At 74.4% G+C, this 12760-nt stretch carries 13 protein-coding genes and 1 pseudogene; 5 read left to right on the top strand and 9 right to left on the bottom strand.

The genetic code is table 11. The features are described from left to right. Positions 1-50: 50 nt before the first annotated feature. Both RNC47_RS19800 and RNC47_RS19805 read right to left on the bottom strand, forming a co-directional pair. Positions 51-336, bottom strand: a pseudogene (locus RNC47_RS19800) (transposase family protein); the annotation flags it as partial. Next, the gene (locus RNC47_RS19805) at positions 231-824 is read right to left on the bottom strand and encodes a hypothetical protein (protein WP_394814824.1); all 594 of its coding nucleotides are present in this window, start codon (positions 822-824) and stop codon (positions 231-233) included. The pseudogene RNC47_RS19800 and the gene RNC47_RS19805, both read right to left, overlap by 106 nt. A 216-nt stretch (positions 825-1040) precedes the next feature. Here RNC47_RS19805 and RNC47_RS19810 point away from each other — a divergent pair, with 216 nt between their 5' ends. Next, positions 1041-1376, top strand: a complete 336-nt coding sequence (locus RNC47_RS19810) for a hypothetical protein (RefSeq protein ID WP_311600549.1) — start codon at positions 1041-1043, stop codon at positions 1374-1376. Continuing rightward, positions 1369-1566: a hypothetical protein gene (locus tag RNC47_RS19815; protein ID WP_311600551.1), complete on the top strand. Its 198-nt coding sequence runs from the start codon at positions 1369-1371 to the stop codon at positions 1564-1566. Before RNC47_RS19810 ends, RNC47_RS19815 begins: the two co-directional genes overlap by 8 nt. 10 nt (positions 1567-1576) lie before the next feature. Here the strand turns inward: RNC47_RS19815 and RNC47_RS19820 are convergent, their stop codons facing one another. The 5 genes from RNC47_RS19820 to RNC47_RS19840 all read right to left on the bottom strand — a co-directional run bounded on the left by RNC47_RS19820 (position 1577) and on the right by RNC47_RS19840 (position 7265). Further along, positions 1577-2515, bottom strand: a complete 939-nt coding sequence (locus RNC47_RS19820; RefSeq protein WP_311600552.1) for a sigma-70 family RNA polymerase sigma factor — start codon at positions 2513-2515, stop codon at positions 1577-1579. Positions 2516-2525: 10 nt separating this feature from the next. Further along, positions 2526-3716 carry an NAD(P)/FAD-dependent oxidoreductase gene (locus tag RNC47_RS19825; RefSeq protein WP_311600554.1) on the bottom strand — a complete coding sequence of 397 codons (1191 nt, stop codon included), beginning with the start codon at positions 3714-3716 and terminating at the stop codon, positions 2526-2528. Between the two features lie 197 nt (positions 3717-3913). After that, positions 3914-4660 carry an SAM-dependent methyltransferase gene (locus tag RNC47_RS19830; protein ID WP_311600556.1) on the bottom strand — a complete coding sequence of 249 codons (747 nt, stop codon included), beginning with the start codon at positions 4658-4660 and terminating at the stop codon, positions 3914-3916. 138 nt (positions 4661-4798) lie between these two features. After that, positions 4799-5602, bottom strand: a complete 804-nt coding sequence (locus RNC47_RS19835; protein WP_311600628.1) for a GNAT family N-acetyltransferase — start codon at positions 5600-5602, stop codon at positions 4799-4801. A gap of 631 nt (positions 5603-6233) precedes the next feature. Beyond that, entirely contained in the window at positions 6234-7265 is a 1032-nt protein-coding gene (locus RNC47_RS19840) for an LLM class flavin-dependent oxidoreductase (protein WP_311600558.1), read from the bottom strand. A gap of 202 nt (positions 7266-7467) precedes the next feature. Here RNC47_RS19840 and RNC47_RS19845 point away from each other — a divergent pair, with 202 nt between their 5' ends. Both RNC47_RS19845 and RNC47_RS19850 read left to right on the top strand, forming a co-directional pair. Further along, positions 7468-8568 (top strand): substrate-binding domain-containing protein, encoded by a 1101-nt coding sequence (locus RNC47_RS19845; RefSeq protein ID WP_311600560.1) that lies wholly within the window; start codon positions 7468-7470, stop codon positions 8566-8568. A gap of 91 nt (positions 8569-8659) precedes the next feature. Further along, positions 8660-9667 carry a hydroxyacid dehydrogenase gene (locus RNC47_RS19850; protein WP_311600562.1) on the top strand — a complete coding sequence of 336 codons (1008 nt, stop codon included), beginning with the start codon at positions 8660-8662 and terminating at the stop codon, positions 9665-9667. 18 nt (positions 9668-9685) lie between these two features. Here RNC47_RS19850 and RNC47_RS19855 read toward each other — a convergent pair whose 3' ends face one another. Next, positions 9686-10585, bottom strand: coding sequence for a helix-turn-helix transcriptional regulator (locus RNC47_RS19855; RefSeq protein ID WP_311600564.1), 900 nt, complete (start codon positions 10583-10585; stop codon positions 9686-9688). Between the two features lie 182 nt (positions 10586-10767). Here RNC47_RS19855 and RNC47_RS19860 point away from each other — a divergent pair, with 182 nt between their 5' ends. Further along, on the top strand, positions 10768-11688 hold the full coding sequence (locus RNC47_RS19860) for a DUF5829 family protein (protein WP_311600630.1): 921 nt from the start codon (positions 10768-10770) through the stop codon (positions 11686-11688). Positions 11689-11733: 45 nt separating this feature from the next. Here the strand turns inward: RNC47_RS19860 and RNC47_RS19865 are convergent, their stop codons facing one another. Beyond that, positions 11734-12741, bottom strand: coding sequence for a DUF6745 domain-containing protein (locus RNC47_RS19865; protein WP_311600566.1), 1008 nt, complete (start codon positions 12739-12741; stop codon positions 11734-11736). Between the last annotated feature and the right edge of the window lie 19 nt (positions 12742-12760).

A 12760-nucleotide genomic window follows, 5' to 3' on the forward strand; every position in this document is an offset into this window, starting at 1 on the left:
GCAGCCACCGACAGCACGTCACTGAGCCCCTTGCCAACCTCAGCTTGAGACTGCCAGGACTTCAGGGTGGCGACGGCCTGTTCGCCGAGTGCTCGTATTCCGTGCGTGGGAGCGGTTGTGGGCGTGCTGGCTGGTGGAATGCGTCTTTCACCGGCCTCGGTAGGGGACGCGGATCGTCCCGCCGGCGCCCTGACATGCCTTGTCCGCCCAGCACGGGATGTCCTCGGTGGTCAGGGCATCGATGATGCCGTGGGCGCGGGCCGCTTTGATGTCGTGGACCGCGCCGGGCAGTGCGGGTGAGGCCCACAGCAGTCGGCCCAGGGGATCAGCGATGACGGCGCATGACGGGGCCATGGCCTGCTCGTGCGCTCGCTTGCGGCGGCCCGCAACAGTCCCAGCAGGTGGCAGCCCGGATAACTGCCGAAAACGGGGAACCTCCACCGGTAGTAGCAGGACCAGTAGCTCACCATCCGGCGTTCGGTCCGCGCGAAGAACTCGGGATTTCGCGCGATGAAGTCCCCGTACGACAGGATCTCCAGGACGTACTCGCCAGCCAACTGCACAACGAACGGCACCACCCATGGCTCGTCGGAGCTGACGATTTGCTCCAGGTGACGCTGGCGGACCCGACCATCGCTGTGCCGTGAGTACAGGCAGTGCAGGATCGCTCGCTGCGGTGTCGACACTGAGCGAACCGCGTCGACGGGCCGCTCGTCGTGGTAGATCCGGTACGGGAAGGCCGCACGGACCCCGTCGGCCGGGTGTTGTGGGAACGCCGCCCCCAGGTCGCCGACGGACAATGCTGTGACCTGAGGCTCCCGCACGGCGGGAGCATAGGTCAGCCCCGTCGCACCCGGCACCGGGAACTGCCCGTCCCGCGGCACCCGAACCCGGGGCATCGCCGCCGCCGGCCTGGTCCTGCCTCGGCCAGGCAGGCAACGTCCTCCCGGGCCGTACTGGCTGCTGCCTCCTCGACAAAGCCGTCTGACCGATCCCTCGGAGCTTCGGCGGGTGCTCAACGACGTCGAGCTGACACAACGGTGACCGGCCTCGTCGACGCGGTCTGGATGCCGCAGGCGAACCACGGTGTACGGCAGGTGCCGGCCGGCCGTTGGTTCGATGTCGTCGAGGTGCCCGGCCCGGCCTCGGCCCGCGTGTTGGGGCGGCTCGGCTGGCGGTCGGGGCCGGTGGTCGAGATGCAGCAGCGCGGTGTCGTCCGCTGGTTCGTCGTGCCGGGGGCGGCGGGCGGTTGGCCGCCGCCGGCCGGGTGGTGCGCCTCGCCGACGGGGGGTGGGCCGCCGGTCCGCTGGGTGGTGCCGCCGTGTGGGCGGTGCCTCACCGACGCCGACGCGCTCGCGAGGGCGCGGCGTGGTTGATCACCTTTCCGGCGTCGAGCCGGAGCGGGTCGTCGTGGTCACGGGCCTGGAGGGGCCGCTCAACGTGCTGGAGCCGGTCACCTGCGCGTACTGCCGCCGGCGGGTCGTGGCGGACGACGACCACGCCGTCGACTGCTGCTGGCGTCCGGGAAGGCGGCCGCCCGAGGGCCGCGCCGTGGGGCCCGGGTGAGGGGCGCCGGTCACCACGCGGTGATGACCGGCGCGTCGGGTTCCTGCCGCTGCCAGGCCTCGTTGAGGCGCGCGAGCCGGTCCTTGGCGGCGATGCCGTACAGGGACGCGACCTTGCCGTCGCCGACCTCGAACACCACGGCGCCCGCGACCCGGCCGTCGACGACGGCGAGGACGGCCGGGGCGCCGTTGACCGGCGCGATGTGCATCGCGACGGAGCCACCGGCCAGCCGTCGCTTCGCCGGCGTGGGCTTGAAGCCGGCCCGCACGTAGGCGGCGACGCGCTCGCGCGTCGTGTGCCGCAGCAGCCGCCTGGACAGGCCGGCGCCGTCCGAGACGGCGGTCACGTCGGCGGTGAGCATCGCCACCAGCCGTTCGGTGCGTCCCGACGCGGCCGCGGCGAGGAACTCCTCGACGATCCGGCGCGCGGACGCGGGGTCCACCTCGTCGCCGCCGCGGCGCTCGGCGGAGACCCGGCGGCGGGCCCGGTGGACGTGCTGCTGGCTCGCGGACTCGGTGATGTCGAGGATGCCGGCGATCTCGGCGTGGGGGTACGAGAAGGCCTCGCGCAGGACGTAGACGGCCCGTTCGACCGGCGAGAGGCGCTCCATGAGGGTCAGCACGGCGAGGGACACCGACTCGCGCTGCTCGTAGGTGTCGGCGGGGCCGAGCATCGGGTCGCCGTCGAGGAGCGGCTCGGGCAGCCAGGCCCCGACGGCGCGCTCGTGGCGCGCCTGGGCCGAGCGGAGCCGGTCGAGGCAGAGACGGGTGACGACCTTGGTCAGCCATGCCTCCGGCACCTCGACCCGTTCCCGGTCCGCGGCCTGCCAGCGCAGGAACGCGTCCTGCACGGCATCCTCGGCGTCGGCGGCCGAGCCGAGCAGGCGGTACGCGAGCGAGGCCAGCCGGCCCCGGCTGGCCTCGAAGCGAGCGACGGCCGCGCTGTCCATGCCCAAGAGCCTATGCCGCGGCCCGCACGCCGCCCCGGTCAGGCGCGGTGGCCAGGCGACGCCTGCGCTTCGGCATGCCGAAGGTCGGGTGGGCGATGCCCCACCCGGCGCTCCTGAGCACGCCCGACTTGAGCCGCGCGGCGGTCCTGCCGCCCAGGTACCAGGACTTCGACCGGGTGTCGCCGTCCACCATCTGGAAGATCGCGTCCCGCCGCCCGAGGCTGATGTGGTTGCCGTGGTACCTCAGTCCGGTGGTCGGGACGTCGCCGCCCGTCAGGCGCGCGATGATCGCGGCGGTCGCCCGCATGTTGGTGAGTCCGGCCGAGGCGCAGGACATCGGCAGCGGCCGGCCGTCCTCGCCGATCGCGTAGGCGGAGTCACCGGCGGCGTAGACGTCCGGGTGCGAGACGGAACGCATGGAGCGGTCGACGACGATCTGGCCGGTCTCGGCGACCTCCAGGCCGCTGGCGGCCGCGATGGGGTGCACGGCGAACCCGGCCGACCACACGGTCACGTCGGCCGGGAGGGACGTGCCGTCGGCGGCGATCGCCCGTGTCGGCTCGACGGCTTCGACGCCGGTGTGCTCGTGGACGGTGACGCCGAGCCGGTCGAAGGCCCGGCGCAGATGACGGCGGGCCCTCGGGGAGAGCCAGGCGCCCAGCTCGCCGCGGGCGGCGAGCGCGACCGAGAGGTCGGGTCGGGACTCGGCGAGCTCGGTGGCGGTCTCGATGCCGGTCAGCCCCTCCCCGACGACCAGCACGGTGCCGCCCTCGGCCAGGCCGGCCAGGCGCTCGCGCAGGCGCAGCGCCGAGGACAGGCCGGTCACGTCGTAGCTGTGCTCGGCGACACCGGGGACGCCCTGGTGGGCCACGGAGCTGCCGAGGGCGTAGAGCAGGGTGTCGTACCCGAGTTCGCCGTCGCCGTCCTCGCCGGTCACGGCGACCGTGCGGCGCTCGGGGTCGAGGCCGGTGACACGTGCCAGGCGCAGCCGCACCCCGGTGCCCGCGAACACGTCGGCGAGCCTGCGGGACGCGAGCTCCTGGCCGGCCGCGAGCTGGTGGAGCCGCATCCGCTCGACGAAGTCGGGCACGGCGTTGACGACGGTGATCTCGGTGTCGGCGCGGGAGAGCCGGCGGGCCAGGTTCCCGGCGGCGAAGGCCCCGGCGTATCCAGCGCCGAGTACGACGATGCGGTGCTTCACGGCGTTGCTCCTGTCTCGTTCGCGGGCCCCTTGAACGAGACGGCGCCCCGATTGCTGACAGGATCCGGATGTGACGCGGGTCACCTGACGGAGCGAACGCGGTTGGGCGCGAGTTCAGTGACCCGCCGCTCCGGCGGCCTCCGCTCGCTGACGTCGCGCGTGCCGCGGGACGTCAGCGAGCGCCGTGACGGGGTCGGTCAGCGGGCCATCAGGGCGAAGACGCCCCAGCCGAGGTGGTCGCGCTCGTAGCGGACGTAGCGCGCCGGGGCCGTGGTGAGCTCCTCCCGTAGTTCGGGGGCCAGTTCGTCGTTCGGGTTCTCGTCGAGCCAGCGGCGGATGTTGAGCCACTGGGCCGCCCGGTAGCGGTCCCAGCCGTCCTGGTTGGCGAGCACCATCTCGACGACGTCGTAGCCGAGTTCGCCGAACCGCTCGACAAGACCGGGCAGCGGCAGGAAGTCGGACGCGTCGTTGGCGTAGCACGCCTCGACGGTCTCCTGGTCCGGTGGCAGCAGGCGCCAGTAGGGCTCGCCGACCAGCAGCAGACCGCCGGGGCGCAGGCTGCGCCGGAGCAGTTCGACGGTGCCGGTGAGGCCGCCGCCGATCCAGGTGGCGCCGACGCAGGCGGCGACGTCGACCGGTTCGGCCGCGACGTGGCCCGCCGCGTCGCCGTGGACGAAGTCGACGCGGTCGGCGACCCCCAGCTCGGCGGCGCGGGCCCTGGCCCGGGCGGTGAACTCGGTGCTGATGTCGACCCCGGTGCCGGTGATGCCGTGGTCGCGGGCCCAGGTGCACAGCAGTTCGCCGGAGCCGCTGGCGAGGTCGAGCAGGCGCGCTCCCGGCGGCAGGCGCAACGCCCGCCCAAGGGTGGCCAGTTGGTCGTCGGTGATCGCGTTGTGGATGCGGTGGCTACTCTCGCGGATGGTGAAGACGCGTGGCAGATCCACGGGTTGGTGTCCCTACGTTCGGTGCGGTGTCTGAGGTCGTGGCGGTGGCGTGGGCGAGCCGACCTCGGTCGGTCGCCGTCGTCTGCACAGTCATCAGTCGCACCTCGCTCGAACGTGTGGTCCCGGACGCGGGGGACGTTAGGCCGCCGGGCGCCCAACCGTCCAGCGGTTTTCGCGTGCGACGGTGAGGGCGTGCTCGGTGAACCGGCCGCAGGGGTGGAAGCCGAGCCGGCGGTAGACGGGGTCGCCGTCCGCCGACGCCTGGAGGACCGCGAGGCGGTGGTCCGCGCGGCGGGCGGTGTGGAGCGCGGCCAGGGTGATGGCGCCGCCGTAGCCGCGGCGGCGGTGGGCGGCCAGGGTGGAGATGTTGTAGAGCCCGGCGACGCCGGCGTGGAGGAAGACCTCGGCCGAGCAGACCGGGTGTCCCTCCCGGTAGCCGACCAGGTAGCGGGCCGGGCAGTCGGCGGCCAGGGCACGCGGCGCGGCCTGTTCGAGGAAGCGGCGCACGGTGTCGGCGGGCGGGTCCCAGTTGGCGGCGAGGACCGCGGCGTAGTCGGCGAGTTGGGCGGGGGTGGTCACCGGGCGGATGTCGAGGCCGTCCGCCTGCGGTCGCGGCAGGTCGTCCGTCAGCTCGGCCCACATGGCCGTCTCCTGTTCGGCCGCGGGCAGGCCGACGGCGGACAGCTGGGCTCCGAGGTCTGGTGGCGTGGAGGCGGGCCCCACCCACCAGGAGAAGGGCCGGCCGGTGGCGGTCAGCGTCCGGATGGTCTCGGCGATCCGGGAAGGCGCGGCGGCGGACGTGAAGCGGGCGGCGGCGACGACGTTGAAGGTGTCGTCGTCGAGGCCGCTGTCGGCGACCACGAGGTCGCCGCTCGCGAGGACGGTCGCGCCCGCGAGGTGCCGGTGCAGGTGGCAGGCGTGTTCGGCCAGGTTCCGCTCCATCCTGGCCAGCAGATCGCTCTTGTCGTGGGAGGCGGTCGTCATCGGGTTCACGAGCACCGATCTGATCATGGTCGGGTGGGCGACCGCTCGTGCCGTCAACCGAGGCGCCGCGCCGACCGGGCGCGGTCGGCGCGGCACCGGCTCAACGGCGGCGTGGCCGGGTTCGCCGAACCGCTCGGTCGAAGCGGGCGGCGGCGGGAAGGCGGACGTGCCGGCGGTGGGGCAGGCCGCCACGGCGGCCCCGTCGCCGCACGCGCCAGTAGGGCTCGCCGGCCAGCGGCAGACCGCCGGGACGCGGGCGGGCCCAGGCGCTCGGCAGTTCGACCGGACCCCCGACGGGGCCGGGCACCCGCGACGCCGGCGGGAGGCGTAGCGCCCGCCCGAGGGTGGTGAGTCGGTCGCGGTGGCTAGTTTCGCGGAGGATGAGGTGACGTGGCAGATCCACGGTTGGGTGTCCCTACGTTCGACGCGGTCGTTGAGGTCGTGGCGGTGGCGTGGGTGGGCCGTCGGCCGGCCGCCGTCGCTCGAACGCTCATCGGTCGCACTCCGCTCGGACGTGTGGTCTGGGACGCGGGGGACGTTAGGCCGCCGGGCGCGGGCCCGTCCAGCGGTTTTCCCGACCGGCGGAGGGTCAGGACGGGTCGGGGTGCCAGCCGAGCAGGGGGCCGAGGTGGGTGGCGATGTCGGTGAGGATCTGGACGTAGTCCTCGGGCGCGAAGGTGAAGGGGAGCGCGAAGGCGACCTCGTCGACCTCGCGGAACGCGGCGTGCGCGTGGAGCCGTTCGGCGATGTCGGCCGAGGTGCCGACGAGGTCGGGCGCGAACAGCAGCCGGGCGGGGCCCTGGGGCTCGGCCGTCCTGGGCAGCCTGGCGGCGGCGTACGCCTCGTACTTCGCGCGCTGTGCCCGGGTGGCCGAGTCGGTGGGGACGACGACCAGGCCGTGCGAGACGCGGGCACGGTCGCCGTCGGGGTGGTGGGCGCGGAAGGCCCTGACGTGGGAGAGCTGGATCTCGGCGAAGTCCGCCGGGGCTTCGGGGTCCTCGGCCTTGACCACGCTGCTGGTCAGCAGGTTCATGCGGTGCTCGCCGGCCCAGCGGGCCGAGCGCAGGCTGCCGGCGCCGTACCACATGCGGTCGGCGAGCCCGGGAGCGTGCGGCTGGACGCGGTCGGAGAACGCCTCGAACCCCTCGGTGCCGCTGAAGCCGGTCGCGGGCTCGCCGCGCACGAACGACAGCAGCCGGCGGACGCGCTCGTGGCTGAAGTCCTCGGCGTCACCGGTGTCCGGGTAGAGGGCCTCCCTGACCTCCTCGTACCGCATCGGCGGGCCGACGCTGACGCCCGGGTTGAGGCGGCCGCCGGAGAGGATGTCGACGGTCGCCAGGTCCTCGGCGAGCCGCAGCGGGTTCTCCCAGCCAAGCGGGGTGACGGCGGTGCCGAGGTGGATGCGCCGGGTCCGCTGGGAGGCGGCGGCGAGCACGGCGACCGGTGAGGAGATGCCGTACTGGAGGTGGCGGTGCCGGACCCAGGCGCTGTCGAAGCCGAGTCGCTCGCCGAGTTCGATGAGGCTGAGCGTCGCCTCGTGGCCGGCGCGTGGCGCGGCCTCGTCGAACAGGCCGATGGTGAGGAAGCCCAGCTTGCGCAGCGGCCTCGGGGTGGATGGCACGACGGCACCTCCCTCGTCGCGGGCGGTCCCCGCTCCTGACGGGCGATTCTCGCAGGAACCCGGGGCGCACGGGATGCGCCGGCCGGCCGAGTGGGACCGATCACGGGCGCTCACGATCGGCCATCATGCTGCACCGTGGCCGTGAAGGCGGGGGCACTAGGATGTGCCGGGGCCGCCGACGGGGAGGAACACGGGGAGAGAGATGGCCGAGTTGCTGGTCGCGCAGCGGCACGAACTGCTGCTACGGGAGTTGGAGGCCGCCGGCGGTCTCAAGGTCTCCGAGCTCGTGACGCGGCTCGGCGTCTCCGGCGCCACCATCCGACGCGACCTGGCCGACCTGGAGGCCGAGGGCCGGGTGACCAGGGTGCGCGGCGGTGCCATGCTGGCGATGCCGACGCCGGCTGCCGACGTCCCCGCGGCGCCCGCGCCGGTGCCGGCCGCGCCGACCAGGGCGCTCGGGCTGCTCGTCCCATCCGCCACCTACTACTACCCGCGGGTGGTCGCGGGCGTCCGGGCGGCGGCCGCCGAGCGCGGGGCGCGGATCATCATCGGCCTCACGGACTACGCGCGGCCCGACGACCTGACGCAGATCGAGGAGCTGCGCGCGGCCGGCGCCGCCGGGCTGCTGGTGACCTCGGCCGGCGGTCCGCTCGTGCCCGAGTCGACGCTGGAGCGGCTCCGGGAGTGCGGGCTGCCGTTCGTGCTGCTGGAGCGGCAGCCGCAGGACCGTTACGGGCCCTACGAGTTCGTCGCCTCGGACCACCGGCAGGGCGCGGTCGCCGCGGTGCGGCACCTGGCGGAGCTCGGCCACGAGCGGGTGGCCCTGTTCACCAACGGCAGCCCCACCGCGGCCCAGATCCGCGAGGGGTACGCGGCGGCGGTCGAACTGCTGGGGCTCGACCCGGCGGCCCCGGTGCAGGACAGCGGCCAGCCGTCGCCCGGCGCGGCCGAGGCCGCCGAGCGCCACGACCGGTTCGTCGAGGCGTGCCTGGCCGGCGGGGTGCGGGCGGCGCTCGTGCACTCCGACCACGACGCGATCGAGCTGATGCGGCGGCTGCGCGGCCGGGGGCTGCGCACGCCCGACGACCTGGCGCTGATCGCGTACGACGACGAGATCGCCGCGCTGGCCGACGTGCCGCTGACGGCGGTGGCCCCGGCCAAGCACGAGCTCGGGGAACTGGCGGCGCGGCTGCTGCTCGACCGGCTGGACGCGGACGAGCCGCCGGCGGTCCGTCAGATGACGCTGCAGCCCCGGCTGATCGTGCGGTCGTCCTGCGGGGCCGTCCCCACCCGTGAGCCCTGAGCACTCACTGCGCATCCTGAGCAGTTGTTGCCAATCATGAGCACTCTGGCGCAGACTGGTGATCGTCTGCCCCTATGAGGTGTTTCCCAGGATGCCCCAGCGCCCCTCCGCCCTGTTCGCCCTCGCCGACCGCAACCTCCCGCTGCTGTTCCCGCCCGCCACGCTGGCGCGGCTGACGGAGCTCGTCGACATCGATCCCGCCCTCACCGTCACGGACTTCGGTGACCCGGCCCTCGGCGAACGGCTGGCCGGGACCGAGTTCCTGATCACCGGCTGGGGCTGCCCGGTCGTCACCCCGACCGTGCTCGACGGACTCCCCCGGCTGCGCGGGGTCCTGCACACGGCCGGCACCGTGAAGGCGCTGCTGGATCCCGAGGTGTGGCGGCGCGGCGTCGCCGTGTCGACCGCCGCCGCGGCCAACGCCCTGCCGGTCGCCGAGTACACGCTGGGCGTGATCCTGCTGCTCGGCAAGGACGTCCTCGGCCTGCACGACGAGTACCGCGCCACCCGCGCCTTCCCACCGGGCCTCACCCACCGGGACATCGGGAACGCGGGGCGCCGCGTCGGGATCATCGGCGCCTCCAGGATCGGCCGGCGGGTGATCGAGCTGCTGCGCCCCTTCGACTTCGAGGTGCTGCTCCACGACCCCTATGTGACCGAGGCCGAGGCCCGGGCGCTCGGGGTGCGGGCCGTCGACCTCGACACGCTGCTCGCGAGCAGCACGATCGTGTCGGTGCACGCGCCGGCCACCCCGGAGACCCGGCACCTGCTCGACGCCGCCCGGCTGGCGCTGCTGCCGGACGGCGCGGCGCTGGTGAACACCGCGCGCGGCAGCCTGGTGGACACCGAGGCGCTGACGAAGGAGCTGGTCACGGGGCGGATCAGGGCGGTGCTCGACGTCACGGAGCCGGAGCCGCTGCCGGCCGAGTCGCCGCTGTTCCGGCTGCCCAACGTCCTCCTCACCCCGCACGTCGCCGGCTCGCTCGGCAACGAGCTGTCGCGGCTGGGCCGCACCGCCGTGGACGAGCTGGAGCGGCTGCTGACCGGGCGACCGCTGGCGTACGGCGTCGAGCTGGCCGAGCTCGCCCGCACCGCCTGAGCGCCGGACCCCGCCCCGTCAGCCGCGCCGCTCGGCCCGGGGCTCGGCGGCCGGGCGGGGCGCGGTCAGGTCGAGCAGCAGCATCGCGTCGTGGTCGGGCGTCGCGGGCTCGGCCAGGTACACGTTGAGCCGCTGGCCGGGGGTGCCCTCCAGGTCCATGCCCTGGTAGCCGAGGGTGAGCGTGCCGACCACGGGGTGGTGGAAGGTCTTCCGCGTGTGGGCCCGGCCCCGGACGTCGTACCGCTCCCACAGGCGGGCGAACTCCTCGCTCTTCAGCAGGAGTTCGCCGACGAGCTGGGTCAGGTCGGGGGCGTCGGGGTCGGTGCCGGCCAGCGCGCGCAGTCGGGCGACGCAGCCGCGGACCTGGTCGTCCCAGTCGTCGAAGAGCTCGCGCCCGGTGGGGTGGAGGAAGAGGTAGCGGGCGATGTTCCGCTGCCTGGCCGGCCAGTCGTCGATGCCGGCGAACAGCGCGAGGCCCCCGGGGTTGGCGGCGAGCAGGTCGAGGCCGCGGCTGGCCACGTACGCGGGGTTCGGGCGCAGCGTCTCCAGCAGCAACCTCAGGTGCGGGCGCACCGTGCGGCCGGGCGGGGCCGGTGGCTCGGGGGCGTACCGGGCGGCCCGGGCGGCCAGGGTCCGCAGGTGTGCGTGCTCGTCCTCGTCGAGGCGCAGGGCGCGGGCGAGCGCGTCGACGACGCTGGGGCTGGGCCGGGTCTCCCTGCCCCGCTCCAGGCGGACGTAGTAGTCGATGCTGATCCCGGCCAGCGTGGCCAGCTCCTCGCGGCGCAGCCCGGGCGTGCGGCGCAGCCCCGGGCCCAGGGTCAGCCCGGCCTCCCGTGGGGTGAGCTGGGTGCGACGGGCGCGCAGGAAACGCCCGAGCTCGGTGCCACTCCCGCCGCTCTGCTGCTGATCAGGTGCCATGCGTCCAGGGTGCTGGGTCGCCGACCTGGAAGGAAGCCGGGTGGGTGGCCGTGTCGCACCCCCTCACCCCCCGCCGGCGCACGCCGGGCGGGCCCGGGCCGGCACGGGATTTCCTGGGCGAACTTTTGCAAACGCGATCTTCACCGGGTGATCAACACGGCCCTAGGATCGCGCGCATGTTGATGAGCCGTACGTTACGAGCCACCCTCGGCCTCGCCGTGACCGCCACCGTCGTCCTCACCGGGACGGCGGGTGCCGCGGAGAGCCGGTCGTCCGCCGCCGACGACCAACTGCTGTTCTACAACCACGCCTACGCGGTGGTCGACCGGGAGACCGCCGACGCCATCGAGGACTCGGAGTACCTGCGGGAGTTCGCCAACTTCGAGGTCCGCACCACCACCGGCGGCGACTTCAGCTGGACGGGCCGCTACCTGATGGGCCGCGAGACGTACCTGGAGTTCTTCGGCGAGGGCGATCTGCCGGGGCAGGACGCCGAGTTCGGCTCCTCGGGACTCGGGATCTCGCCCGAGGACGCCGGCGACCTGGACCTCGTCGCGCGGAACCTGGTGGACCAGGGCATCGAGCCCGCCGAGGGCCTCCAGACCCGCGACTTCGGCGACGGCGTGCGGGTGCCGTGGTTCGAGTACCTGCGGGCCACCGGCGAGCAGTACGAGGCCTTCGACCCCTGGGCGATGGAGTACCGCGGCGAGTACTTCGCCGACCCCCGCTCCAACACGGGGCCCGAGAGCTATCCGGGCGACGTGAGCCGGGAGCGCTACCTGTCCGACGACTACCAGAACCACCTGATGCGCGACGTCACCGCCATCCACCTGGGGGTTCCGGAGCGCGACCTCGCCACCACCGTCCCGCTGCTGGAGGCCGGCGGGTACGACGTCCGGACCACCGACAGCGGCATCGTGGTGGACGACGGCGCCACCACGATCCGGCTGGACGCCGTGCCACGCGCCGAGGCGGGGCTGCGGAGCATCCAGATGAGGCTCAACGGGCCGGTGCTCGACCAACACGTGGAGCAGATCGGCCGGTCGACGCTGTACGTCGGCCCGCGCGACCGCGCCGTGTGGACCTTCGAAGCGCCCGAGTGACCGAACCCCGGCCGGGGGCGGCACCGCTCCCGGCCGGGCCGCCGCTCAGGTCTGCCGCAGCGGCGCGTACGCCTCGGCGCCCAGGCCGAACGTCCAGGCCACGCCCTCGCGGGCGGTCCTCGTGCGGGGCGGCACCCGCAGCCAGTAGGTGCGGCTCGTGCCGTCGGGCTCCGGGGTGGAGTTGACGACCTCCACCATCGCCACGTCCTCGTCCCCGCTGAGGGCAATGCGCCAGAGCACCCCCGTCTCGTCGCGGTGCACCGGCTTCGCGCCGGACTCCGCGAGGTACCGGTCGTAGCCGTAGTGCTCCAGCATCACCCGCCGCAGCTCCGCGTTCTCCTCGTCGCGGATCCTGGCCGGCGTCAACGAGCCGAGCTGGTCGAGGAACTCGCCGGGGACGGGCAGCCCGCGCCAGGCGTGCAGCGCGAACCCGTCCGGGTAGGCGAGCGCGGGGCCGTCGCCCCGGTCGAGGCGGCCGGCCTCGTCGCGGTGCAGCTCGGTCGGCCGCTCGCTGATCACCGCGAGCTCCGCGTAGGGCCACCACCAGCCGGCGGCGCGCGCCACCTGGGCCAGGCCGGCCACCGCGGAGTCCTCGCCGGTGTCGAAGGCACTGAGCCAGGCCGCCTCGTGCTGGCCGAGGACCGCGTCCAGCAGCAGCACCCTGATCCGGGGCTCGTCCGCCGGGCCGCTGGCCAGCGCCTCGACGATCCCGGCCCGGATCCGGTCGACGAGCGGGGCGGTGGTCTCCCACAGGTCGGCGCCCGTCGCCCGCCAGTGCTCGCTCCAGCCGGTCGGCCCAAGACGGGTGTGCAGCCGCTCCCGCTCGGCGGCGATGGGCCGGTCGCGGACCGCGGTCCGCAGGCTCGGCCCGGTGGGCCGCGGCTCCGCGGCGAGCAGCCGCGCCGCCTCCAGCGGCGAGCGGGCCCACATGATCCGCTCGGGCTCCCTCAGGCCCGCCCGCCGGTAGGCGAGGCGGACCCCCGCCTCGGCCGCGCTCCGCTCGCCCGCACCGGTGGCCGCCGCCACCGCCCGCCAGGTCGTCCGCTGTGTCATGCCGATCCTCCTCGCTTCC

This window comes from Streptomyces millisiae (assembly GCF_031845425.1).
GTDB lineage: Bacteria > Actinomycetota > Actinomycetes > Streptomycetales > Streptomycetaceae > Streptomyces > Streptomyces millisiae.